Here is a 23692-nt window from a genome sequence, read left to right as displayed (position 1 = left end):
AGCGCTTCGTCGGTTATGGTTTGATCCAGACACCGAACCGGAGGGCTCAAATGGGCAACAAATCGGACCGAGCAAAAGGCGAGAAAACGGGCGGCAACAAGCTCAGTCGCAAGGACTACGAAGCCGCGCTGGAACCCATGCAGCTGGAGCTGGCCCAGATGTCGCGCTGGCTGGCGCACCATCACAAGCGCCTGCTGGTGATCTTCGAGGGACGAGACACGGCGGGCAAGAGCGGCGTCATCCGCGCCATCTCCGAGGTGCTCGACCCGCGTCGCTGCCAGGTGGTGGCGCTGGGCAAGCCTTCGGAGCAGGAGCGCAGCCAGTGGTACTTCCAGCGCTACGTGCCCCACCTGCCTTCAGCCGGCAACGTGGTGCTGTTCGACCGCAGCTGGTACAACCGCGCCGGCGTCGAGAAGGTGATGGGCTTTTGCACCGACGAAGAGCACCGCCGCTTCCTGCGCGAAGTGCCTTTGTTCGAGCGCATGCTGACCGACGACGGCATCCTCGTCTTCAAGTACTGGCTGTGCGTGAACCAGGCCGAGCAGGAAGCGCGTTTTGCCGAACGGCTGGCCGACCCGCTCAAGCGCTGGAAGCTCTCGCCCGTGGACGTGGTCGCGCGCACCAAGTACGCCGAGTACGGCAAGGCGCGCAACGCGATGCTCAAGGCCTCGCACACGGAGCATGCGCCCTGGACGCTGGTGGACTTCAACGACCAGCGCCTGGGCCGCCTGACCCTCATCCGCCACCTGCTGGATCACCTGCCCGACCAGAAGGTGCCCGAGCAGAATATCGACATGCCGCCGCTCGAGGGCCGACCGGGCAAGGAAAGCTACCCGGCAGGGCACACGCCACTGCCGCCTTTCGCCTTGCCCGTTCAAACAAACGATTGAATCGTCCACACTGGGAAAAACACATCGTTTCAAACACCCCCATTCAAGCGTTCAGCGTCCACTCGGCGCGTAAACCCTGTGCGGTGGAGCGGTCATGGCCCGGGAAGATCCGTCCCACGCCACACCAACCGCCAGCCGCCATGCTCACCACCCGCTACCAGAAGGTCCAGACGCTCACGGTCACCGACGTGCTGCGCATGCACGCGCTGTTCGAGGCTCACTACGCCAGCAGCCCGCTGGCCACTTTCCTGGACGACCTGTCTCGCAAGGAGGGGGTCTTCGTGGTGCGCCGCCGCAGCGACGCCGAAATCGTCGGTTTCTCGACGCTGGGTGTCTACCACTTCAAGCTGGGCGGGCGCACCGCCAAGGGCCTGTTCAGCGGCGACACCATCATCGAAAGCGCCCATCGGGGCTCGCGCACGCTGCAGCAGGCCTTTGCCTGGAAGCTGTTTGTCGAGGCCATCAAGTCGCCTCTGACGCCCCAGTACTGGCTGCTCATCAGCAAAGGCTACAAAACCTACCTGCTGATGGCGCGCAACTTCCCTGACTTCCACCCGCGTCGCGGCCAGGCCAACCCCGGCATGTCGGAGATGGTGGCCAGCTACTGCGACGCCATGTTCCCCGGCAAGCTCGACCACGGCACGATGCTGCTGAACTTTGGGGACGACGCCAACCGCCTCAAGCCGGATGTGGCCGACATCACCGCCGAGATGCGCACCGACCCGGACATCCGCCACTTCGAGCAGCTCAACCCGACCTGGGCCCAGGGCACCGAATTGCCATGCATCGCCCGTTGTGACCTGAGTGCGTTCTGCGAAGCGATCGTGCCGTTCCTGAGGAAGGTCTGGCGCGACCGGGGGCGCACGCGGGCTGCCTCGGCCGCAACGGCCGGTGGCGTGCCGGCTCAGGTCCCGGGCCGCTCCGCCTGAGGCGCCACGGCGCCCTGCGCCTCTCGAGCGCGCTCCGCATAGCGGTTGAAGCGCCAGGCGCTGGACTCGATGGTGATGCGCCGCCAGGTCTCGCGCTTTTCGCCCGGGCTCATCTCGGGCCACAGCTGCACCTCGTCGAAGGTGCGCCCACAGCCCTTGCACAGGTCATCGCCCTGGCTGGTCGAGCAAATGGCGATGCAGGGCGTGTCGGGCGTGGTCTCGTACCACTTCAACCAGGCCTGGTGGGCCGTGGCGGGCATGCTGTCTTCGTCGCAAAGCGGCTCGTGGTGGTAGACCATGAGCGCGTAGACCTCGGCGAGCTTTTTCACCTCGGGCGCCAGGCTGATGCCATCGGGCGATGGCGAGCGCTCGCGCCACCAGTTGATGGCGGACTCGATGTCGGTGATGTGGATGCCGGCCATGGGTGCTGGAGCGGGAGCGGTGTGTGAGCAGGTGCCTGGTGCGAGGGGATCAGGCCTGTGCGGCCTTGGCAGCCTTCTCGGCCTCGGCCTGTCGCGTGGCCTCGACCAGGGTGGCCAGGGCTTCGGACACCACGCTGGCGTCCACCCCCTCGGCGCGGGCCACCGGCGCATCGGCCAGGGCCGCTTCGCCTTCGGTCTTCAGGCGCTTGACCCAGTTGCCCGCCTCGCGGCCATCGGCCAGGCCTGAGCTCTGCAGCAGCAGCGAGCCCTGGTGCGTGGTGAGCTTGAAATAGAAGAGGCCATCGGCCTCACGGTATTGCTTGATCTGCGGCAGCGCCTGCTTGTCGACAGCGGCCTTGGCGGCCGGCTGGGCCACGGCCACCATCTTGCGCAGGCCCACGGCCTGGCGCAGCTCGGCGATGAACGGTGTGGCGGTGCGGCGGGCCTTGTCGGCACCGGCTTGCAGCACCTCTTCGATGCGCTCGGGGTGGGCCACCAGCTCGGCGTACTGGGCTCGCATGGGGCCCACGTGGGCCTCGATCAGGTCGACCACGCGCTGCTTGGCATCGCCCCAGCCCAGGCCGGCGACCAGGTCACGGCGGAAGGCCTCGCGGGTGGCTGTGTCGGCGAAGGCATCGTGCAGGGTGACCAGGTGCGAGGTTTCCGGGTCCTTGGGCTCGCCGGGCAGGCGCGAGTCGGTCACCACGCGGGCGATGGCGTCTTTGAGGCCCTTGGCGCCGCCTTCGAACAGGGGCACGGTGTTGTCGTAGCTCTTGCTCATCTTGCGGCCGTCCAGGCCGGGCAAGGTGGCCACGCTTTCTTCGATCTCGGCTTCGGGCAGCACGAACAGCTCTTTGCCTGCGCCATAGAGATGGTTGAAGCGCTGGGCCACGTCGCGCGCCATCTCGATGTGCTGCACCTGATCGCGCCCCACGGGCACGCGGTGGGCGTTGAACATCAGGATGTCGGCAGCCATCAGCACGGGGTAGCAGAACAGGCCCATGGTGACGCCGTCGTCGGGCTCGGCGCCCTTGGCCTCGTTGGCATCGACCGAAGCCTTGTAGGCGTGGGCGCGGTTCATCTGGCCTTTGGCCGTCACGCAGGTCAGCAGCCAGTTCAGCTCGGTGATCTCGGGGATGTCGCTTTGCGCGTAGAAGGTCACGCGCTGGGTGTCGAGACCCGCGGCCAGCCAGGTGGCGGCGATCTCCAGGCGCGAACGGGCGATGCGCGCCGGGTCATCGCACTTGATGAGGGCGTGGTAGTCGGCCAGGAAGAAGAAGCTCTCGACACCGCTCTCGCGGCTGGCTGCAATCGCCGGGCGGATGGCGCCGACGTAGTTGCCGAGGTGGGGGGTGCCGGTGGTCGTGATGCCGGTGAGGACGCGCTGGTTCATCCGGTGATTTTAGGGGTGGTGGGGTTGCGGTGGGTTGGGGATGGGTTTGCCACGGTTTGCGCAACGGGATGGGGGCGAGGGGGGCCTGCTCCGGGACCACGCTCGCGGGGCACCACCGAGCACTTCATTCGTCACCCCTTGAACACCAGCCAAGTGGTTGCCGAGTCAGGACACCGCGAATGGGCCCTGCGCAGACCCCCCTCGCCCCCATCCCGCGACAAACCGTGGCAGGCGGAGAAGGAACAAGGGCGACGCTTTGCGTCGCCCTTGTTCCGCACCCCACGCAGTGCGCGGTGGCTCGGGCTCGCTGGGTGGGGAGCGTGTGAGCCGGCCCGACATGTGCGGTGTCATGGCTCGGCAACCACTTGGCTGGTGTTCAAGGGGTGACGTGAGCCAAGCTCGGTGATGCCCCGCGCAGGGCCGGATCACACGCTCCCCACCCAGCGAGCCACGCCCCAGCCGCAGCACGAAACCAAACCTCCAAAACACCCCGATCACCCGAGAACCTAAAATGCGCGCCTCACCATGAAATCCATCGTCATCCTCATCAGCGGCCGCGGCTCCAACATGGAAGCCATCGTGCACGCCTGCCAGCAAGAAAACTGGCCTGCCCGCATCGCGGCCGTCATCAGCAACAAGGCCGACGCCTCGGGGCTGCAGTTCGCGGCCTCGCACGGCATTGCGACGGCGGTGGTCGACCACAAGGCTTTCGCATCGCGAGAGGCCTTCGACGCCGAACTGGCCAAGGTGATCGACGGTTTCACACCCGACCTGGTGGTGCTGGCCGGCTTCATGCGCATCCTCACCGAAGGTTTCGTGCGCCACTTCGAGGGGCGGTTGCTCAACATCCACCCCTCGCTGCTGCCGGCCTTCCCCGGTCTGCACACGCACCAGCGCGCCATCGAGGCCGGCTGCAAGCTGGCTGGGGCCACGGTGCACTTCGTCACGCCCGAGCTCGACCATGGCCCCATCGTGGCCCAGGCGGTGGTGCCAGTGCTGGTGGGCGACACCGCCGAGCAACTGTCCCAGCGCGTGCTGACCCAGGAGCACCGGATGTACCCGGCTGCGGTGCGCTGGTTTGTTCAGGGCGCGCTCGACCTCACGCCCGACGGGCGGGTGCTGCACCGTCAGCAGGCGCCCCAGTTGCTGGGGCAGCTCTCGCCCGAGGCCTGAGACCTCGGGCCCGACGCTCAGGTCGCGGGCGCGCTCATCGCCACAGGGACCTCGAACCAGAACAGGCTGCCCAGACCTGGCTGACTGGAAGCGCCGATGCGTCCGCCCATGGCGTCGACCAGGCGCTTGCAGATCGCCAGGCCCAGGCCAGAGCCACCGTGGCTCGCGATCGTGCGGTCGCTGGCCTCGCAAAAGGGCTCGAAAAGGTGTGGCAAGGCGCTGGATGGCACACCGATGCCACAGTCCTGCACCTCGATGTGCAACCAGCTCGGGGCCTCCATGCGGCAGCGCAGCGTGACCTCGCCGGCGGGCGTGAACTTCACGGCATTGGCCAGCAGGTTGAGCATCACCTGCTTGATCCGCAAAGGATCGCCCACCATGTCTCCGCAGAAGCCTTCGTTCAGGTCCCGCTCGAGGTGCAGGGTCACGCCCTTGGCCAAGGCCACGGGCAAGACCATGTCCATGGCCTCCTGGGTGACCCGCAGCAGGTCGAATGGCACCTGCTCGACGCGGGTGGTGCGCTCTTCCATGCGCGAGAAATCAAGCACCTCGTTGACCATCTGCAGCAAGGTGGCGCCGCACTGGTTGATCTGCGCGAGGTGGCGCGACTGCGTTTCACTCAAAGGGGTCTGACCCATCAGTTGCGCAAAACCCAGCACGCCGTTGAGCGGGGTGCGGACCTCGTGACTGAGTTGCGCGAACAGGCGGGTGCGCTCGAGGTTGGCCTGCTGCAGGGCCTGGAGCATGTCCTCAAGGTGGGCGGTGTGCTCGGTGAGCTCCATCTGCTGGGCGCGGATGGTGGCCTGCTGGCGGCCGATGTCGCGCTGGTAACCCTCGTAGGCGCGGCGCACCACCAGGCCCACGCCACAGCCAATCAGCAGGAAGCCGATTTGCAGCAGCGGCATGGGCAACTCGCGCGCGTCCATGTGTGGCTGCAAAACAGGATTCAGTTCATGCCACCACATGCCAGCGGCAGCCAGCAGCGTCACGGGCACCCAGGCCACGCCATCGCGCCAGCCCAGCACGTGGGCCACGAACATCGGCCACCAGACGAGCCACCACACGCTGGCCTCGGGCTTTTGCCCCATCCAGATCAGGCTGACCATGACGAGCAGCATGTTGGCAAACAGCGCAGCATGAGCGATGACGCGCACCTTGGCGGCCGCCACACTGGAGCGCATCAGCGGGAAGAGCACACCCACCATGGCGCTGCTCAGGCCCAGGCTCAGGCCGATCCAGGGTTGAGCGCAGAACAGCCCGAAAAAAACGGCAAAGGCCAAGTGCCCCGCCACCGAAACGAACAGCAGGTCACTGAAACGCTGATAAGGAACCCAGGCCGCAGGGGCCGATGGGGAAGGCGGTGATGCCATGGTTACTGCTTACTCCTGGGCCTCGACTGCCACGCCTGATCTCACCGGGATCAGGACAAGGAGACTAGCGCATGGTGAAGCGGTGGTCGGCACGATGCGATGGGGGTTTGCGAGAAACCCCTGCATTGTGGCGCGTCGGGCACGGTGAATTTCGGTCAACCGCACACCGATGCTGCAAGGGATCGCCCCAAGCCACCAGGCCTATCACCCCGGCATCAAACCGTGATCGCCCGCGTGGCCAGGGCCGCAGCCGCCGCCCGCGTCTCGACACCCAGCTTTTCAAAGATGTGTTCCAGGTGCTTGTTGACGGTTCGGTGGCTCATGCCGAGGATCTCGGCGATGTCGCGGTTGGTCTTGCCGCGCGCCAACCAGGTCAGCACCTCGGTTTCGCGCGGGGTGAGCGAGGCCTGCAGCAGGCGGTCGGTTTCGGGCGAGGCGTTGAGCGGCAGCGGGCGCTGCTGCATGCTCGCCTGGGCCAGGGCCTCGCGGGCGGCGCGGGCGTTGCGGGCGTTGCGCACGTGCGTATTCAGTCGGGCCAACACCTCTTCGATTCGGATGGGCTTGACCACGTAATCGACCCCGCCGACCTCAAAGCCGGTGACCACGTCGGTGGTGTCGCTCAGGCCGGTCATGAAGATGACCGGGATGGCCTGACCAACGGGGTGGGCCTTGATGCGCTGGCAGGTCTCGAAGCCACTCCAGCCGGGCATGACGCCGTCGAGCAAGATGGCGTCGGGCGTGACGACATCCAGCCGCGCCAGGGCTTGCGGGCCATCGCGGGCCACGAGCACGGTGTAGCCCTCGCCGGCCAGCGCGTCGCACAGCATGCGCAAGGTGTCGGGTGCGTCGTCCACCACCAGCACCGTGCCGGCCCGCGCAGGGGGCGTGGCTGCCTGGGCGGGCGGGGCCTCAACGTCGGGGCTCATCGGCCTGTTCCTCCATCAATTCGGGTGCCAGGTCGGCCTGGATGGCATCGAGGTCAAAGGCCTCCAGCCAGGACTGCAGTTGCCGCCAGCGGGCAGCGTGTTCGGGCGATTCGGTGCGCCAGCCAGCCAGGGACTCGGCCAGGGCCTGGGCGTGGCCACGGCGGGCCAGGCGGTGCAGTTCCCAGGCGGCGTCAGGAGGCAGCGGGGCGACCGGGGGTTTGGCGGCCTCGATCGGCACAGGGCACGGCTCTTCGGGCATGCCCAAAGACACCAGGCCTGGTTCGCTGACTGGCACCTCGGCCAGCGCGTCGGTCGGGGTCGTGCGCGCTGGCGATGCCTCGGCCTGCCAATGCAGCCCCAACTGCTCGCCCAGCGTGTCGAGCAGCTCGGACTCCATCACCGGCTTGGCCACGAAGGCCTGGGCCTGCGCTGCAGCGAGGTTCTCGGGTCGGTTCTCGAACACGTTGGCCGAGACCATGATCACGGGCACGTCGGTGCAGCCGGCCTGGCGCAGGGCACGCGCCGTCTGCCAGCCGTCCATGTCGTCCATGCTGATGTCCAGCAGCACGGCATCGGGCGGGGCCTCGCGCACGCTCTCCAGGCATTCGTGGCCGCTGGCGGCTTCGCGCACCACGAAGCCCAGGGGCATCAGCATGCCGGCCAGCATCTGACGCTGGATGGGTTGGTCGTCGACCACCAGCAGCGTGCGGCGCGGGCCGCTGTAGCCAATGACGGGCCGGTAGTCGCGGGCGATGAGATCGCTGTGAACATGGTGGGCGCCGTTGGCGTCGTGGGCGTGCCCGCTGACCTGCCAGGCTTGGGCGCCTCGGGTTGACGACAACGCCTCGGGCGCCGGCACCGGCTCGGAGATCTCCCGCAGGTACAGGCGAACGGAAAAGGTGCCGCCCTGCCCCATGGTGCTTTGCACGCTGAGCTCGCCGCCCATCAGCTCGGTGAGCAGGTGGGTGATGGTCAGGCCCAGGCCGGTGCCGGGCTCGCTGCTGCGCCGCCCGCCGCTGCCGCGCTCGAAGGGCAGGAAGATGCGCTCCATGTCCTGCGGCGCGATGCCGATGCCGGTGTCTTCAACCTCGAAGCGCAGCACCTCGCGGCGGGCGTCGAGCCGCAGCGTGATCTGCCCGCGTTCGGTGAAGCGCACGGCGTTGCTGGTCAGGTTGATGAGGATCTGCCGCAAGCGCCGGGCGTCGGCGTGCACCCAGGCCGGCACGCGGCCGCGCGTCTCCAACCGAAAGCCCAGGCCCTTGGCCTCGGCCTGCGGCTTGACCATGCCGACCACGTCTTCCAGGAACTCGATCAGGGGCACCGGCGATGGGTCGAGCCGCAGGCGGCCGGCTTCGATGCGGGCCAGGTCGAGCAAGCCATCGATCAGGCCGCTGAGGTGCTCACCGCTTCGCTGGATGGTGGTCAGCGGGCCGCGGCGCGCACCCACTGGAGGCTCGTCTTTGAGCAGGATCTGCACGTAGCCCATGATGCTGTTGAGCGGCGTGCGCAGCTCGTGCGTCATGCCGGCCACGTAGCGGGTCTTGGCCTGGTTGGCGGCCTCGGCCAGCTCCTTGGCCTGCTGCAGCGCGGCGTCGGTGCGGCGGTGAGCGTCGATTTCCTGCTGCAGCAACTGGTTCTGTCGGTTGGAGTCGTCCTGCGCCATGCGCCGACTCTCTGAAGCCAGCACCACCCACCAGGCGCACACGGCCGCAGCCAGCAACAGCAAGGCATAGACCTTCACGAAGGGGCTCTCGAGCGCACCCGGCGGCAAGGTGTGGTCAGCCAGCAGCTCGGGCCGCACCACGCCCTCCTGGTAATACACCACGCCCAGCACAAAGGCCAGCAAAGCCGCCAGCGACAGGAAGACCACCAGGTAATGCCCGACGCGGAAGTTGATGCGCCGTGACATGTAGGCCGGCAGCACCGAGCTGAGCACGTCGGAGACCTGCTCGGCCGCGCGCGAACGCGTCTTGCACCGATCGTGGCAGCGCGACTCCAGCGTGCAACACAGCGAGCAGATGGGCGCGTCATAGGCCGGGCAGGTGGCCATGTCTTCGGACTCGAAGGCGTTCTCGCACACGCTGCAGTGCACCAGCTGGCCAGGTCGCCAGGGCGTCTGCGGCTGCCTGGCCAGGTAGTAGCGCCCCTTGGTCCACCAGGCGATGGAGGGGGCTGCCACCAAGGCCAATGCCAGCGCGATGAAGGGCGCCCACGGCACCAGGCTCGCCCCCAGCAACCCCGCGTGCGCAGGCACCGCCACGCCCGCCCCCAACAGCGTGGCCCCCAACCCAACGGGGTTGAGGTCGTGCAGGTAGGCCCGCTTGAACTCGACCCCTTTGGGTGACCAGCCCAGCGGCTTGTTGATGACCAGGTCGGCCACCAGCGCACCCACCCAGGCAATCGCCACGTTGCTGTAGAGGCCCAGCACGCGCTCGAGCGCCCCGAACACGCCCAGCGTCATCAGCAGCACGGCGATCATCACGTTGAAGACCAGCCAGACCACGCGCCCCGGGTGGCTGTGCGTGAGCCGCGCAAAAAAGTTCGACCACGCCAGCGAACCCGCGTAGGCATTGGTCACGTTGATCTTGACCTGCGAGACGATGACAAAGAGCACCGTCACCCACAACGCCACCGTCGGCGAGCCAAACACCTCGCTGAAGCCGGCCAGGTACATCTGCGTGGGCTCGATGGCGTGCTCCACCGGCACCTCGCGCTGCAGGGCCAGGTAGGCCAGGAAGGCGCCGGCCAGCATCTTGAGCATGCCCGGCACGATCCAGCCCGGCCCGGCCACCAGCACCGCCGTCCACCAGCGCACGCGGTTTTCTTTCGTCTTCTCGGGCAAGAAACGCAGGAAGTCCACCTGCTCGCCCACCTGCACGATCAGCGAGAACGCGACCGTGGCCGCCATGCCGAAAGCCAGCCAGTGGAACTCGCTGTCACCCGTGGCGCGGCCAGCGAGCTGCGTGAACTCGACATAGGCCTCGGGCTTGTGCCAGGCCACCGCGATGAAGGGCAGCACCCACAGGCCCAACCACAGCGGCTGCGTCCAGGTCTGCAGGCGAGAGATCAGCGTGATGCCGTGCGTGACCAGCGGGATGATGACCAGCGACGAGATCACATAACAAACCGGCAGCGACCAGCCGAACAGCATCTCCAAAGCCAGCGCCATGATGGCTGCTTCGAGCGCGAAGAAGATGAAGGTGAAGCTCGCGTAGATCAGCGAGGTCAGCGTCGAGCCCAGGTAGCCGAAGCCGGCGCCCCGGGTGAGCAGGTCCATGTCCACGCCGTACTTGGCGGCGTAGTAGCTGATCGGCAGGCCGGTGAGGAAGGTGATGATGCCCACCACCAGGATGGCCCACAGCGCCGTGCTGAAACCGTGGTTCAGCGCGATGGCCCCGCCGATGGCTTCGAGCGCCAGGAAGGACACCGCACCGAAGGCCGTGTTGGCCACCCGCATCTCGCTCCACTTGCGAAAGGTGCGGGGGGTGTAGCGCAGGGCGTAGTCCTCCAGGGTCTCGTTGGCGACCCAGGAGTTGTAGTCACGGCGAATGCGAAAAATCTTCTGCCGGGCAACGGACACGAACAGGCTCCAGCTGAAACACCAGCACCCTGAGTGTGCAAGAAGCAGTCCAACCGTTGCCCTGCGCAACGACTACGTTAATTGACGTATTCATGGAAACCCTGGCCCTGCCTAAGGTGTGACCCAAGGCCGCGCCGGGCTCGCTGTTTGAAATGGCATGCACCGGGATGCGGCATCCGAGTCCCCGTTGGCAACCCATTTTTGTGCAAGGAGCCTTTCCATGTCGAACCGCGAAGATGACCTGTCCCACAACCGCAGCAGCCGCCGCCGCCTGCTGCAGGGCATGGGCGCCCTGCCCCTGGCCGGCATGGCCGGTGCGGGCGGGCTGGGCATGCTGGCCACCTCGGCCAACGCCCAGTCCTTCCCGACCGCCAAGGTCAACACCACCAAGCTGGCCGTGACCGACACCGAGGTCATCGTCGGTCAGCTGCACTCGGCCACCGGCACCATGGCCATCTCCGAGACCGGCTCCATCCAGGCCGAACAGCTCGCCATCGACCAGATCAACGCCATGGGCGGCATCCTGGGCCGCAAGATCAAGGTCATCAAGGAAGACGGCGCCTCCGACTGGCCGACGTTTGCCGAGAAGTCCAAGAAGCTGCTGGTAAACGACAAGGTCGCCGCGGTTTTTGGCTGCTGGACCTCTGCCTCGCGCAAGGCCGTGCTGCCCATCTTCGAGAAGGAAAACGGCCTGCTGTACTACCCCACCTTCTACGAAGGCCTGGAGCAGTCCAAGAACGTGATCTACACCGGCCAGGAAGCCACGCAGCAGATCATCTACGGCCTGGACTGGGGCGCGAAAGAGAAGAAGGCCAAGACCTTCTTCCTCGTCGGCTCCGACTACATCTGGCCGCGCACCTCCATGAAGATCGCGCGCAAGCACATCGAGTCGGTGGGCAAGCTGGGCAAGGTGGTCGGTGAAGAGTACTACCCGCTGGGCCACACCAACTTCAACTCCCTGATCAACAAGATCAAGGTGGCCAAGCCCGACTGCATCTTCGCCGCCGTGGTGGGTGGCTCGAACGTGGCCTTCTACAAGCAACTCAAGGCCGCCGGCATCACCGGTGCCAAGCAGTTCCTGCTGACCCTGTCGGTGACCGAAGACGAAATGCTCGGCGTGGGTGGCGAGAACTTCGCTGGCTTCTACAGCTCGATGAAGTACTTCCAGTCGCTGACCAACGACAACAACAAGAAGTTCGTCGAAGCCTTCAAGAAGGCCTACGGTCCGAAGTCGGTGATCGGCGACGTGACACAAGCTGGCTACCTGGGCCCCTGGCTGTGGAAGGCCGCTGTCGAGAAGGCAGGCAGCTTTGACGTCGACAAGGTCGTTGCCGCATCGCCTGGCATCGAGCTCAAGACCGCGCCGGAAGGCTACGTCAAGGTCCACCAGAACCACCACTTGTGGAGCAAATCGCGCATCGCCCAGGGCCTGCCCGACGGCACCTTCAAGGTGGTTGCCGAGTCGCCCGAGCTGATCGAACCGAACCCCTTCCCCAAGGGATACCAGTGACCGAGTGAGCGCGCGGGTGGTGCAGTTTGAAACCACCTGCTTCCTGCTGCGGCCCGCGCCAGCGCTGGCCGGGCCGCGCAGGTTTTTTGGCGGATGCGAGGGTGAACAACATGGACATGACACTCAACGACATGCTCAACATCGGGCTCATGCAAGGCTTCGCCGGGCTGAGCCTGTTTTCCGTGCTGCTGCTGATGGGCCTCGGCCTGGCGGTGATCTTCGGCCAGATGGGGGTCATCAACATGGCCCACGGTGAGTTCATGACCATCGGGGCCTACACCGTCTACCTGGGCTCGACACTGACTGAGACCTTCGCGCCCGGCTTGGTGCAGATGTACTTCCCTGTGGCCATCGTCGCGGCCTTCCTGTTCGCCTTCGCGGCGGGCTGGCTCACCGAGTGGGCCCTGATCAGACACCTCTACAAGCGACCGCTCGACACCCTGCTGGCCACCTGGGGCTTGAGCCTGGGCCTGCAGCAGGTCTTTCGCTCCACCTTCGGCCCCAAGGAAGTCAGCCCGACGCTGCCCGACTGGCTGATGGGCTCGTGGGCCCCGGCCGAGGGCCTCGACATCCCCATCAACGGCCTGTTCGTGATGGGCCTGACCGCCGTGGTCACCGCCCTGCTGCTGCTGGCCCTCTACAAAGCCCGCTGGGGCCTGCGCGTGCGCGCCACGGTCAGCAACCGCGTGATGGCCAACGCCATCGGCATCAACACCAAGAAGACCGATCGCCTGACGTTCGCCATCGGCTGCGGCATCGCCGGTGTGGCGGGTGCGGCCTTCACCACCATCGGCTCCACGGGCCCGACCAGCGGCTCGCTCTACATCGTCGACAGCTTCCTGGTGGTCACCTTCGGTGGCGCGGGCAGCCTGCTGGGCACCGTCGCATCGGCCTTCGGCATCGCACAGACGCAGTCGATCTCCGAATTCTTCATGAGCGGCTCGAACGCCAAGGTGCTCACGCTGATGGCCGTCATCACCATCTTGATGCTGCGCCCGCAAGGCCTCTTCGCCTCCAAGGTCCGCCGTTGACGTTGCACACCAGATCAAAAGGAGCACTCACATGAACGTTATGCAAGACTGGCTGGCCAAACAAAAGCTCGGCAGCTTCCTGCTGCTGGCCCTGGTGCTGCTGGTGGCCTTCCCGCTGGCCCTGGAGCCCTTTCGCCTCAACCTGGTGGGCAAGTACCTGACCTACGCTTTCGTGGCCATCGGCCTGGTCATGCTGTGGGGGCACGCCGGCATCCTCAGCCTGGGCCAGGGCTGCTTCTTCGGCCTGGGGGGCTACATGATGGCCATGTTCCTCAAGCTGGAGGCCTCCGACCCCGAAAGCACCAAGATCCAGTCCACGCCGGGCATCCCCGACTTCATGGACTGGAACCAGCTCACCGAGTTGCCCTGGTGGTGGCAGCCCTTCGACAACCTGGGCTTTGCCCTGGCTGCCGTGGTGCTCGTGCCCATGCTGCTGGCCTTCATCATCAGCTTCGCCATGTTCAAGCGGCGCGTGGGTGGCGTGTACTTCGCCATCATCACGCAGGCCGTGGCCCTGGTGCTGACGGTGCTGATCATCGGCCAGCAGGGCTACACCGGCGGCGTCAACGGCATCACCGACCTCAAGACGATGCTGGGCTGGGACATCCGCACCGACCAGGCCAAGCTGATCCTGTACTACGTGTGTGCAGGCCTGCTGCTGGCCTCGGTGCTGCTGTGCCGCTGGGTGCAATCGAGCAAGCTGGGCACGCTGCTGCTGGCCATGCGCGACAAGGAAGACCGCGTGCGTTTCTCGGGCTACGACGTCTCCATGTTCAAGGTCTTCGCCTTCTGCCTGGCGGCAGGCCTCTCGGCCATCGGCGGCGCGATGTTCACCCTGCAGGTGGGCTTCATGTCGCCGTCCTTCGTCGGCATCGTGCCCTCCATCGAGATGGTGATCTTCGCCGCCGTCGGTGGCCGCATGAGCCTGGTGGGCGCCATCTACGGCGCGCTCATCGTCAACTTCGGCAAGACCTACTTCTCCGAGTCGGCGCCTGACCTGTGGCTGTTCCTGATGGCCGCCCTGTTCATCGGCGTGACCATGGCCTTTCCCGACGGCCTGGCCGGCCTGTGGGAGCAAAAGATCAAGCCCTGGTGGGCCAAGCGACAGGCCGATCGCAAGCTGCAGGCCGAGCGCATCAAGACGGCGCACGCCATGTACCCCGAGGTGCCGCCCAACGGCAAACCTCCGGCAGGTGGCGGCATGCCTCCTGGCATGAGCGGCCAACAGGCCTGACCCCCGCACACAACGCATCGACAACCGGAGTCCACACCATGGCACCCAAAGAGTTCGTGCTCTACATCGAAGGCCTGACCGTGTCCTTCGACGGCTTCAAGGCCATCGACAGCCTCAACCTCTACGTCGACAAGAACGAGCTGCGCGTGATCATCGGCCCCAACGGTGCCGGCAAGACCACCCTGCTCGACCTCATCTGCGGCAAGACCAAGGCATCCACGGGCAGCATCCAGTTCAAAGACCAGGAGCTGACCAAGAAGTCCGAGCACGCCATCGTGCGCTCGGGCGTGGGTCGCAAGTTCCAGACGCCCTCCATCTACGAGAACCTCAGCGTCTTCCAGAACCTGGAGGTGTCCTTCCCGCAGGGCCGATCGGTGCTGGGCGCGCTGGCCTTCAAGTGCACCAACGAGGTCAAGGCGCGCGTGCAGGTGGTGGCCGAAGAAATCGGTCTGGCCGACAAGCTCGAGATGGAAGCCGGCCTGCTCAGCCACGGCCAGAAGCAATGGCTCGAGATCGGCATGTTGCTGATGCAGGAGCCCGAGCTGCTGATGCTCGACGAGCCGATCGCCGGCATGAGCGCCAAAGAGCGCGAGCTCACCGCCGAGTTGCTCAAGCGCATCTGCAAGGGCCGCTCGATGATCGTCATCGAGCACGACATGGACTTCGTCAAGCAGATCGCCTCCAAGGTCACCGTCATGCACCAGGGAAAGATCCTGGCCGAAGGGACCATGGACCAGGTCCAGAGCGACCCCAAGGTCATCGACGTTTACCTCGGTCACTGAAAGGACCTCACCATGCTGCAAGTCAAGGACCTTCACGTCGCCTACGGCCAGAGCGAGGCGCTGCATGGCATCTCGTTCGAAGGCAACAAGAACGAGACCATCGCCATCATGGGCCGCAACGGCATGGGCAAGACCACGCTGTTCAAGAGCCTGATGGGCGTGCTGCCCACCAAGTCCGGTGAAATCACGGTGGCCGGCAACAACGTCACCAAGGACGAGAGCTTTCAGCGCGTGCGCAAAGGCATCGCCTACGTGCCCCAGGGCCGCATGATCTTCCCCACCCTCACGGTGGAAGAAAACATCCAGACCGGTCTGGAAAACGCCAAGCACAAGCGCATCCCCGAAGAGATCTACAGCCTCTTCCCCGTGCTCTTCGAGATGAAGCACCGCAAGGGCGGCAACCTCTCGGGCGGTCAGCAACAACAGCTCGCCATCGCGCGCGCTTTGGTCACCAACCCCAAGGTGCTGCTGCTCGACGAACCCACCGAAGGCATCCAGCCTTCGATCATCAAAGACATCGCCAAGGCGCTCAACGAGATCCGCAAGCTGCGCGAAATCACCATCGTGGTCAGCGAGCAGGTGCTGAGCTTCGCGATGGACGTGGCCGACCGCCTCTTCGTGATCGAAGGCGGCCGCCTGGTGCACGAAACCACCCGCGCCGACACCGATGCCGAGCGCATCAAGGCCTACCTGTCGGTCTGAGTGCGCCGACCGCACCGCCCCAACGCCTCACTCGTTTGCTGACACCCGTTCGTACCAAGGAGCCAACCATGCCCGAAACCCTGATCAAGGTCGACCTCAAAGACTCCCCCTACAACAACCCGATGGTGCACAACCGCTGGCACCCGGACATCCCGATGGCCTGCTGGGTGAACCCAGGTGACGACTTCATCCTCGAAACCTTCGACTGGACCGGCGGCTACATCCAGAACAACGACAGCGCCGACGACGTGCGCGACGTGGACCTGACCACCGTTCACTTCCTCTCCGGCCCCGTGGGCGTCAAGGGCGCCGAGCCCGGCGACCTGCTGGTCGTTGACCTGCTCGACATCGGCGCCAAGGCCGACAGCCTCTGGGGCTTCAACGGCTTTTTCAGCAAGAACAACGGCGGCGGCTTCCTGACCGAGCACTTCCCCAATGCGCAGAAGTCCATCTGGGACTTCAACGGCATGTTCACCAAGAGCCGCCACATCCCCGGCGTCGAGTTCGCGGGCCTGATCCACCCGGGCCTGATCGGGTGCCTGCCCGACCAGAAGATGCTCGACATGTGGAACGAGCGCGAGGTGGACTTCATCGCCACGCAGCCCGACCGCGTGCCCCCGCTGGCCAACCCACCCTTTGCCAAGACCACGCACGCAGGCAAGGCCACCGGCGAAGTCAAGGACAAGATCGCCGCCGAAGGCGCGCGCACCGTGCCCCCGCGCGAACACGGCGGCAACTGCGACATCAAGGACCTCTCGCGCGGCTCCAAGGTCTTCTTCCCCGTGTACGTGGACGGCGCCGGCCTCTCCGTGGGCGACCTGCACTTCAGCCAGGGCGATGGCGAGATCACCTTCTGCGGCGCCATCGAGATGGCCGGCTGGGTGCACATGCGCGTGAGCCTGATCAAGGGCGGCATGGCCAAGTACGGCATCAAGAACCCCATCTTCAAGCCCAGCCCCGTCACGCCCAACTACAAGGACTACCTGATCTTCGAGGGCATCTCGGTTGACGAACACGGCAAGCAGCACTACCTGGACGTGCACGTGGCCTACCGCCAGGCCTGCCTCAACGCGATCGAGTACCTGACCAAGTTCGGCTACTCCAAGGCCCAGGCTTATTCGATCCTGGGCACGGCGCCGGTGCAGGGCCACATCAGCGGCGTGGTCGACATCCCCAACGCCTGCGCCACGCTGTGGCTGCCCACCGAGATCTTCGAGTTCGACATCAACCCGACGGCCTCTGGCCCCGTGAAGATGCTCGACGGCAGCATCGACATGCCGATCTCGTACGACATCGTCAAGTGAGCTCGATGCACTGAAGCAAGGAGCCCCCCGCATGCCCACCTACGACTACGACTGTCCGAGCTGCGGGGGCTTCGACGCCTTTCGCAGCCTGGCCGAGCGCAACGAGCCGGCCGCCTGCCCCGACTGCGGCACCCATTCGCCGCGCGTGTTCGTCAGCGCGCCGCGCCTGGCCTGCCTGAGCAGCGACACCCGCACGGCCATGGACCGAAACGAAACCGCCCGCCACGCGCCCATGACGTCAAAGGGCTACCAGGAGGGTGGCTACGCCAGACTGAAGCACCCATCAGGCTGCGGTTGCTGCTCGAGCGGAAGCAAGGGCATCCGCAGCGCGACGGTCACGGCGGCCAATGGCGCCAAGGCCTTCCCGAGCAAGCGCCCGTGGATGATCAGCCACTGATTCACCCAGGGCCAACCAGGAAGCCCTGAACGAAAAGGCCCGCATCGCGCGGGCCTTGTTCATGCATCAAGCGAGTCGCCTCAGGCTGATCGTTTTTGGCGGCGCGACACGCCCCACACCGTGGCCAGGCCCGCCAGCAGGAGGGCCCATTCGCTGGGCTCGGGTGCGTGGCTCACGCTGCCTGGGCCGCTCAAGGGGCAGGTGCTGCCCTGGCGGCAGGCCGCGAGGTCGGCATCGTTGTAGAAGCTGACCGTTTCACCATACTTCAGGGCCACATCGCGGATGAAATCCGCTTGCTCGCCGATGAAGCTCCAGAACGACTCATCGCCCAGGTCGGTGTAGCGGCCGTTGTTCTGGTTGTCGCGGGCATAGGCGGCGGTGCCGAAGATCACGCCCTGGCCAGACGACGTCCAGGACATCAGCGGCCCACCGGAGTCCCCACCTGCCAAGGCCGCACCACCAGGAACCAGGACGGCGGACAAGGTGCCGCCCTTCTCGTCGTCGTAACCGGTGATCTGGGTGTAGCCCATCCAGCGGTTGTAAACACTGCCGCCCTCGATGAAGCGCCCCTCTTCGTGGTGCTGACCATAGCCCACGACCATGGCGCCGTCCCCGAGTTTGGACAGGGCGCTGTCGGACAGCTCGCCTGAGTAAACCGAGTAGGTCTGCGTGGTGGCCGCCAGGGGCGTGTCCAGCACGATCAAGGCCACGTCGCTGTAGGCCTTGTAACCCCCAGCCAGGATGATTTCGTATTTCGGGGACACGACCACATCACCGTTGTGAAGGGTCAGCCCGCGGCTTGCGCCCTCGCCTTCCCATGCGTAGAACATGGAGCGGCTGTTGTCCGTCTTGTTGTCGTAGTTGAAATCGAAACAATGCGAGGACGTCAGGATGAGGCGCGACGACAAGGCCGCGCCCGTGCAGGCCACGTAGTTGCCGGCAGACTGGTTCGCCGTCAGCACATAACCCACGCCATCGAGGTAGCTGAACGAGGAATTGCTGACCGTCGAAGCCGCCGTGATCTCGGCGGAGTCGAAATAGGCCAGCGCCATCGCCTGCCCAGGCAGGAGAGCGGCCGCAGACAGGATCCATCCAAGCGGCAGCAGCGACGACAGGGTCTTCATGGGCATCCCTTCACCCATTCGGGTGAGACATATTTCTCAAGACAGCTAGTAAAGCACTGATGCGGTGCGATTCCAATCCCCTGATCGACCGGGGGCGTTTGAGGCACACCTCAACTGTCGCAAAACTGCCCTCGTCTCCCGGATTCACGGGGCAGGGCAATCCCGGGTGCGCCCCCCCCTGAGCGAACTCACGCCTCGCGCATGGCCGCCTTGTAAACCGATTGTTTGGGACTGGCCATCACGCGCCGCAGCATGGGCTCGAAGTGACTCAGCGGCCGGGTGGGCGCGGCCGGGTCGAATGCCGGGTTGTCGTAACGCTCAACGAACTCCGCAGTCCGTTCTGCGTGAGGGTGTCCCGCGAACTGATCGCGCATGTCCCGGTCCAGCCCGATGTGGTGAAAGAAGTTGTGCCCTTGGAAGATCCCGTGGTGCTGCACCATCCACAAGTTCGCCTCGCTCACGAAGGGTTTGAGGATGGCGGCGGCGATGTCGGGGTGGTTGTAGCTGCCCAGCGTGTCACCGATGTCGTGCAACAGCGCGCACACGATGTACTCCTCGTCTCGCCCGTCGGCCTCGGCCAGCGTGGCAGCCTGCAGGCAATGGCTGAGCCGGTCCACCGGAAAACCGCCAAAGTCGCCGTCCAGCAAGCGCAGGTGTTCCATCACCCGATCGGGCAGGGAGCGGGCCATCTTCATGGCCTCCGGCAGGATCACCGCCCAGTCGGCCTGGGTGCTTTCTTCCATGCGGGTGAAGGTGGCTCGGGGCGCATCCATGGTCAAACTCCAGCAAAAGGTGTGGGCAGATGATGCCGAGGTTCTCGGCGCGGCATCACCCGGTGAAACGCGGGCCCAACACGGACCCAATGCGGGCCAGACGCGGGCACTGTGGCCGAAAACCTCAGGCCAACAGCTTCTGCCAGAACAGGGCGCGCCCCATGCGGGGGTCGAGCTGATAACCAGCGAACCCAGCTCGCCGGTAAGCCGCCTGCGCCGACACATTGCCCTCGAGCACCTCCAGGGTGACTTTGCAGCACCCCCGCTCGCGCGCCAGGCGCTCGACCTCGGCCAGCAGTTGCCCAGCCAGGCCCTGCCCCCGGTGCGCCGGCAGCACCACCATGTCGTGCACGTTGAGCAAAGGCTCGCACGCAAAAGTCGAGAACCCCTCCATGCAGATGGCCATGCCCGCTGCTTCGTCACCCGCAAAGGCCAGCACCACGTGCACCCCCTGGCGCTTGCGCAACTCGGGCACGAGGTTGCGCCGCACGTGCTCGCTCAAAGGGCGCCCACCACCCATCTCGTCGCGGGCGTAGGCATCCAGCAAGTTGACGATGGCGTCGGCGTGTTCGGGGTGGCCGAGGTCGGCCAAGGTGATCTGGGTCCACATGGACGAGATTGTGCCGCCGCCCCGGGCGTGCTTGGCTCAGGCCCGGCTCACGCCGTGCTCAAAACCGAGTCTGCAGCGAGCGCAGCAGCTGCTCCTGGAGCGACTCGGCCTGCTCTGGCACGGGACCGGCAGCCCCCACCAGGACCAGCTTCTGATCCAGGTGGCAGCCAACGAACAAGGCGTAGTCGCCCTGGCGAGCGAACAGGGCGGCATCTCCGGTCTGGTCGATCTCGGTGACGCCGGCCTCTTTCAAGGCGTCGGCAGCGAGTTGACGGCATTGTTCGTCGCGCAAGCCGTGACCGGTGTGAAGGGGCAGCATGCCGTAGAGCATGGTGGGCGCGTGCTCTGACGAGCGCGTGGTCGCAGGACCCGCTGCGGTCGGCATCAACTCGATCGGCCCCTGATCACCTGACAAGGTGGCGTGCACCGCCTGCGCGGAGGCCGCGCCATGGAGCAGCCAGGCCTGGGTGGCCCAAGCCGCGATAGCAGCAGAGCCCAAGGTGAGCAAGGCCACGACCCAGAGTGGCACGCGTCGCGCGCCAAAGGGCTCTGCATTGGGGGCCACCGGGCGGGCGGGTGGGAACGATTCGGCCATGAGCCACCTCCTGAAACACGGGTCTTGTTTTGTGCCACGCGCATGACCTGCGTTGGGTCTGCGCTTTCACGTCCATTCTGACGTGGAAAGGCCCTGCCGCCCAGCCCCCTGCCCCCTAGATCGAAGCCCTTTGCCTGCGGCGCAGCCAGGTGGGCACGAGCACCAGCCCACCCAGTCCCATCAGCGTGAGCACGCCGGGCTCGGGCACCGAGGCCACGGCCGTGAAACCGATGTTCTGGAAGTCCACCTGGGCATTCGAGCCAGTCAGGAAGGCGCTGACGTAACGCACATTCAGCGGCGCGGCCAGGCCGATGTCCTGCGCGTAGATGGCAGGCGAGCTGCCCAGTGCAGGCTGGATGTCCAGGGCCCCCACCTGCAGGTTGCCCGCGTCGAAGAACTTGAAGCTGACGTTGTCGACGTCATAGGCTTCGCCGTCGTAGTTCCAGAAGTGCAGCGTCTGGATGTCGTAGGCCTGGCCGAAGTCGAACAGCAACTCCAGCCCACCACCCACGCTGCTGGCGGTGAACCAGATGTGGGTCTGTTGATTGTGGAATTCAGCGGCGTCTGCCGTGGGGGCGTCAATGACCTTGGTGATCGTGGCGCCGCCCGAGAACGTGTTGTTGAACGTGCCCGCAGACGTGCCTGCACCCACGGACACCGCGATGTTGTCCTGGTTCAGGTAGACGGACTGAGCCTGAGCTGGCAGTGCAGTCGCCAGGCCCAAGGCGGTGACCAAGGCGGCAGAAAAAGCCCGATGCTTCATGTGGATCCCCCAGTTGATGAGGGATCCCATTCTGATGAGGCGATGGCCGATGTCAACGACCGGGCGGCGCCGCGCGGACTGCAAACTGGGGGGGGGATGCCGATGTTCGCAGCCCGAAACGACCGTCGCGGATCAGCTAGAAAACACGAATGCGCCCTTGACCTTTTTGGGCCCGAAGAAAAGCAAATCGGGGAACAGTTTGCTGCGCACGTACCAAGTGAACGCGATGATCGCTGCTCCGACGAGCAGGGCCACGATGCTGGTGATGGGCTCAGAGTTGAAGTCTTTCAGCGTCTTGGGCAGGTTCGAGCACGAGAGGATGAACGCGGCCGTGTAGGCCCAGGCCTTGTGGTGCTTGAACCCCCAGATGAACAGGTAACCGAAGGCGGCGGTGAACGCCATCAGGAACAACAACGCTCCCCAACCCAGCGGCGCGCCAACCACCAGGACCACCACCATGGCAAGCGCCAACTGGATCCAGGAAATGATGACCAGGGCCGTCACCAAACCTGCGTGCTTCTGCGTCAGTTGCGGGTCCGCGTGGGTGGCGATGAGGTTGGCAACCTGGCGTTCACTGAGTTCGCCTCCACTCAATGCTCGGTGGATGGATGCCTTGCTTTCGCCTTGGGCGATGCGGCGGGCGATTTCTGCCTGAGTTTGTTTTTTGTTCATGGCCGGCATTTTCCACGATGGATACCGCCGGTCTCTGTCAACGCTCGGCGACCGTCTCCAGCAAGGGCGAGTCAAACAAGGCCGATGGCGGCACAACAGGTTCATCCAGGGGGATCTGGCTGCCGTAGCGCTCCTTGAGCTTGGACCGCACGGCGGGCGATGTGAGGTCGAAGCTCTTGAGTTGCGACAGCGGCGCCAGCTCGATCCCCGCGCTGCCCTTGTAGAGCTTCCACACCAGCTCGGAGCAATAAATGCGGTCGTCAGACCACTCGAAAGTCAGGTCGTAGGGCTTGCCAATGAACCGCTTGGCGTCCAGCTCCATTTGCGCCGCAGCCGAAGCCGCCAGGGGTTGCTTGAGGCGCTTGATCACGTAATGCTGCCCTTTGCCTCGTTTCAGCCAAGCTTGAAGCGAAGTGAGCTTCACGGGCTCCACCGCTTCGAGCACCTTGGGGCTGCCCAGGTCGTGAACCACGACGCCCACGTGGCTGTATGCGGAGTGGGTGGCGGCCTGGATGGCTGCGCTTTGGGCCGACGTCGAGGTGTGAAAGACGATGTCGCCCGTTCGGGGCTGGTACGCCCACGACTGAGATGCGACGAACAGGCTGGCGACCATGGCCGCGAGTGCGAACTTCATGAATTCCTCCGAGGTGACTTGTTGTGATCTTGCGGGATGACAACTCGCTCGAAGAGCGAGGCACCATCGGCCCTGCCTGATCTCCCTCAACCTAGGGATGCGTTCAGGCTGATTTCTTCCATGGCCTGCCCCTATCCTAACGAGGCACGCAGACCGTGTTGAATCAGCGTGCGGCTACGGCCTGGCGCCCCCTGCCCGGCCGGCCCGAGAAGCAACACCTGATCACCCCCAAGGTGGTCGCCCCCAACCTAAATAGGGAAACCATGTCCAAATTTTTTGCCCTGAGCGCTCCGCTCGCCGCCCTCGCCATCCACGCTTCGGCTGGTGCCGTCACCATTGACTTCGACACGCTGGCCGGCGGCCCGATCTGGTCCGGTGAACAAGTCACCACCCAGTACCAGTCGCTTGGCGTGACCTTCGAAGACTCGCACAGCGGCGGCGCCCGCGCCAACAACACGCTGACCGGCCTCATCGCCGGCGCCAGCGCCCCCAACGTGCTGTGGGTCGACCAAGGTGGCGGCAGCACCACGGGCCAGTACCTGGACATCGACTTCACCTCGTCCTTCGACCGCGTCGATGTGCTCTTTGGCACGTCGCTGTCGGCCAACTTCACTCTGCAGGCATATGGTCAGGCGGGTTTGCTGGGCTCCGTCACCCTCACGGGCGGCACCATCATTGGTGATGTGCGCTCCGGCCTGGCCACCCTGTCGCTCAATGGCATCACCTCGCTGCGGATGTTCTCGAGTCGGCCTTGCAAAATTCAATTTGAGCCCTTGAGTGCATGATCGTGGCTGCGTTCAAGGCTTGCTCGGACCCACATGCCCCACATGGCCAGCCACAAGGCGGGCGCAAAAAGGCCCTTCAGGCCCTTGCGGGCG

Annotated in this window: 23 protein-coding genes; 11 read left to right on the top strand and 12 right to left on the bottom strand. The window is 65.4% G+C overall.

Going from position 1 to position 23692, the window contains the following annotated elements:
* Positions 1–50: 50 nt before the first annotated feature.
* Together ppk2 and ABG80_RS03355 are read left to right on the top strand one after the other, a co-directional pair.
* Positions 51–890, top strand: coding sequence for a polyphosphate kinase 2 (gene ppk2 / locus ABG80_RS03360; RefSeq protein WP_058086363.1), 840 nt, complete (start codon positions 51–53; stop codon positions 888–890).
* Positions 891–1030: 140 nt separating this feature from the next.
* Entirely contained in the window at positions 1031–1819 is a 789-nt protein-coding gene (locus ABG80_RS03355; protein ID WP_058086362.1) for a hypothetical protein, read from the top strand.
* On the opposite strand, the gene ABG80_RS03350 is transcribed toward ABG80_RS03355, so the two are convergent.
* Both ABG80_RS03350 and ABG80_RS03345 read right to left on the bottom strand, forming a co-directional pair.
* Positions 1795–2241: a DUF3717 domain-containing protein gene (locus ABG80_RS03350; protein WP_058086361.1), complete on the bottom strand. Its 447-nt coding sequence runs from the start codon at positions 2239–2241 to the stop codon at positions 1795–1797. The two genes, ABG80_RS03355 and ABG80_RS03350, sit on opposite strands and share 25 nt — an antisense overlap.
* A 49-nt stretch (positions 2242–2290) precedes the next feature.
* Complete coding sequence (locus tag ABG80_RS03345) at positions 2291–3634, bottom strand: tryptophan--tRNA ligase (protein WP_058086360.1); 1344 nt, start codon at positions 3632–3634, stop codon at positions 2291–2293.
* Positions 3635–4159: 525 nt separating this feature from the next.
* Between ABG80_RS03345 and purN the strand changes: the two genes are divergently transcribed.
* Entirely contained in the window at positions 4160–4807 is a 648-nt protein-coding gene (gene purN / locus ABG80_RS03340; protein WP_058086359.1) for a phosphoribosylglycinamide formyltransferase, read from the top strand.
* Between the two features lie 17 nt (positions 4808–4824).
* Here purN and ABG80_RS03335 read toward each other — a convergent pair whose 3' ends face one another.
* From ABG80_RS03335 to ABG80_RS03325, 3 genes are all read right to left on the bottom strand, one after another.
* Positions 4825–6177: a sensor histidine kinase gene (locus ABG80_RS03335; protein ID WP_058086358.1), complete on the bottom strand. Its 1353-nt coding sequence runs from the start codon at positions 6175–6177 to the stop codon at positions 4825–4827.
* Between the two features lie 215 nt (positions 6178–6392).
* Positions 6393–7103, bottom strand: a complete 711-nt coding sequence (locus ABG80_RS03330; protein ID WP_083505771.1) for a response regulator — start codon at positions 7101–7103, stop codon at positions 6393–6395.
* Positions 7087–10683, bottom strand: a complete 3597-nt coding sequence (locus ABG80_RS03325) for a hybrid sensor histidine kinase/response regulator (protein ID WP_083505770.1) — start codon at positions 10681–10683, stop codon at positions 7087–7089. The genes ABG80_RS03330 and ABG80_RS03325 overlap by 17 nt, the downstream gene beginning before the upstream one ends.
* Positions 10684–10903: 220 nt before the next feature.
* Here ABG80_RS03325 and urtA point away from each other — a divergent pair, with 220 nt between their 5' ends.
* The 7 genes from urtA to ABG80_RS03290 all read left to right on the top strand — a co-directional run bounded on the left by urtA (position 10904) and on the right by ABG80_RS03290 (position 17643).
* Entirely contained in the window at positions 10904–12193 is a 1290-nt protein-coding gene (gene urtA, locus ABG80_RS03320; protein WP_058086357.1) for an urea ABC transporter substrate-binding protein, read from the top strand.
* Between the two features lie 116 nt (positions 12194–12309).
* Complete coding sequence (gene urtB, locus ABG80_RS03315; RefSeq protein WP_058086447.1) at positions 12310–13224, top strand: urea ABC transporter permease subunit UrtB; 915 nt, start codon at positions 12310–12312, stop codon at positions 13222–13224.
* A 31-nt stretch (positions 13225–13255) separates the two neighbouring features.
* Positions 13256–14458 (top strand): urea ABC transporter permease subunit UrtC, encoded by a 1203-nt coding sequence (gene urtC, locus ABG80_RS03310; RefSeq protein WP_058086356.1) that lies wholly within the window; start codon positions 13256–13258, stop codon positions 14456–14458.
* 38 nt (positions 14459–14496) lie between these two features.
* Complete coding sequence (gene urtD, locus ABG80_RS03305; RefSeq protein ID WP_058086355.1) at positions 14497–15240, top strand: urea ABC transporter ATP-binding protein UrtD; 744 nt, start codon at positions 14497–14499, stop codon at positions 15238–15240.
* Between the two features lie 12 nt (positions 15241–15252).
* Positions 15253–15942 (top strand): urea ABC transporter ATP-binding subunit UrtE, encoded by a 690-nt coding sequence (urtE, locus tag ABG80_RS03300; protein ID WP_058086354.1) that lies wholly within the window; start codon positions 15253–15255, stop codon positions 15940–15942.
* A 68-nt stretch (positions 15943–16010) separates the two neighbouring features.
* The gene (gene fmdA / locus ABG80_RS03295; protein WP_058086353.1) at positions 16011–17246 is read left to right on the top strand and encodes a formamidase; all 1236 of its coding nucleotides are present in this window, start codon (positions 16011–16013) and stop codon (positions 17244–17246) included.
* 31 nt (positions 17247–17277) lie between these two features.
* The gene (locus tag ABG80_RS03290) at positions 17278–17643 is read left to right on the top strand and encodes an FmdB family zinc ribbon protein (protein WP_058086352.1); all 366 of its coding nucleotides are present in this window, start codon (positions 17278–17280) and stop codon (positions 17641–17643) included.
* Positions 17644–17723: 80 nt separating this feature from the next.
* Here the strand turns inward: ABG80_RS03290 and ABG80_RS03285 are convergent, their stop codons facing one another.
* The 7 genes from ABG80_RS03285 to ABG80_RS03255 all read right to left on the bottom strand — a co-directional run bounded on the left by ABG80_RS03285 (position 17724) and on the right by ABG80_RS03255 (position 22814).
* Positions 17724–18767, bottom strand: coding sequence for a trypsin-like serine protease (locus ABG80_RS03285; RefSeq protein WP_160322420.1), 1044 nt, complete (start codon positions 18765–18767; stop codon positions 17724–17726).
* 188 nt (positions 18768–18955) lie between these two features.
* Positions 18956–19540: an HD domain-containing protein gene (locus ABG80_RS03280; protein WP_058086350.1), complete on the bottom strand. Its 585-nt coding sequence runs from the start codon at positions 19538–19540 to the stop codon at positions 18956–18958.
* Between the two features lie 124 nt (positions 19541–19664).
* Positions 19665–20150, bottom strand: coding sequence for a GNAT family N-acetyltransferase (locus ABG80_RS03275; protein ID WP_058086349.1), 486 nt, complete (start codon positions 20148–20150; stop codon positions 19665–19667).
* Positions 20151–20208: 58 nt separating this feature from the next.
* Positions 20209–20745, bottom strand: a complete 537-nt coding sequence (locus tag ABG80_RS03270) for a hypothetical protein (RefSeq protein WP_058086348.1) — start codon at positions 20743–20745, stop codon at positions 20209–20211.
* 115 nt (positions 20746–20860) lie between these two features.
* On the bottom strand, positions 20861–21508 hold the full coding sequence (locus ABG80_RS03265; protein WP_058086347.1) for a PEP-CTERM sorting domain-containing protein: 648 nt from the start codon (positions 21506–21508) through the stop codon (positions 20861–20863).
* Between the two features lie 132 nt (positions 21509–21640).
* Positions 21641–22180: a hypothetical protein gene (locus ABG80_RS03260; RefSeq protein WP_152987435.1), complete on the bottom strand. Its 540-nt coding sequence runs from the start codon at positions 22178–22180 to the stop codon at positions 21641–21643.
* Between the two features lie 37 nt (positions 22181–22217).
* Positions 22218–22814, bottom strand: coding sequence for a YiiX family permuted papain-like enzyme (locus ABG80_RS03255; protein ID WP_058086345.1), 597 nt, complete (start codon positions 22812–22814; stop codon positions 22218–22220).
* Between the two features lie 263 nt (positions 22815–23077).
* Here ABG80_RS03255 and ABG80_RS03250 point away from each other — a divergent pair, with 263 nt between their 5' ends.
* Positions 23078–23599 carry a hypothetical protein gene (locus ABG80_RS03250; protein WP_058086344.1) on the top strand — a complete coding sequence of 174 codons (522 nt, stop codon included), beginning with the start codon at positions 23078–23080 and terminating at the stop codon, positions 23597–23599.
* The last annotated feature ends 93 nt before the right edge of the window (positions 23600–23692 follow it).

The sequence above is a fragment of the Aquabacterium parvum genome (assembly GCF_001447195.1).
GTDB lineage: Bacteria > Pseudomonadota > Gammaproteobacteria > Burkholderiales > Burkholderiaceae_C > Aquabacterium > Aquabacterium parvum.
Note: the sequence above shows the minus strand (reverse complement) of the source record. Positions and strands in the feature narration are given on the sequence as shown.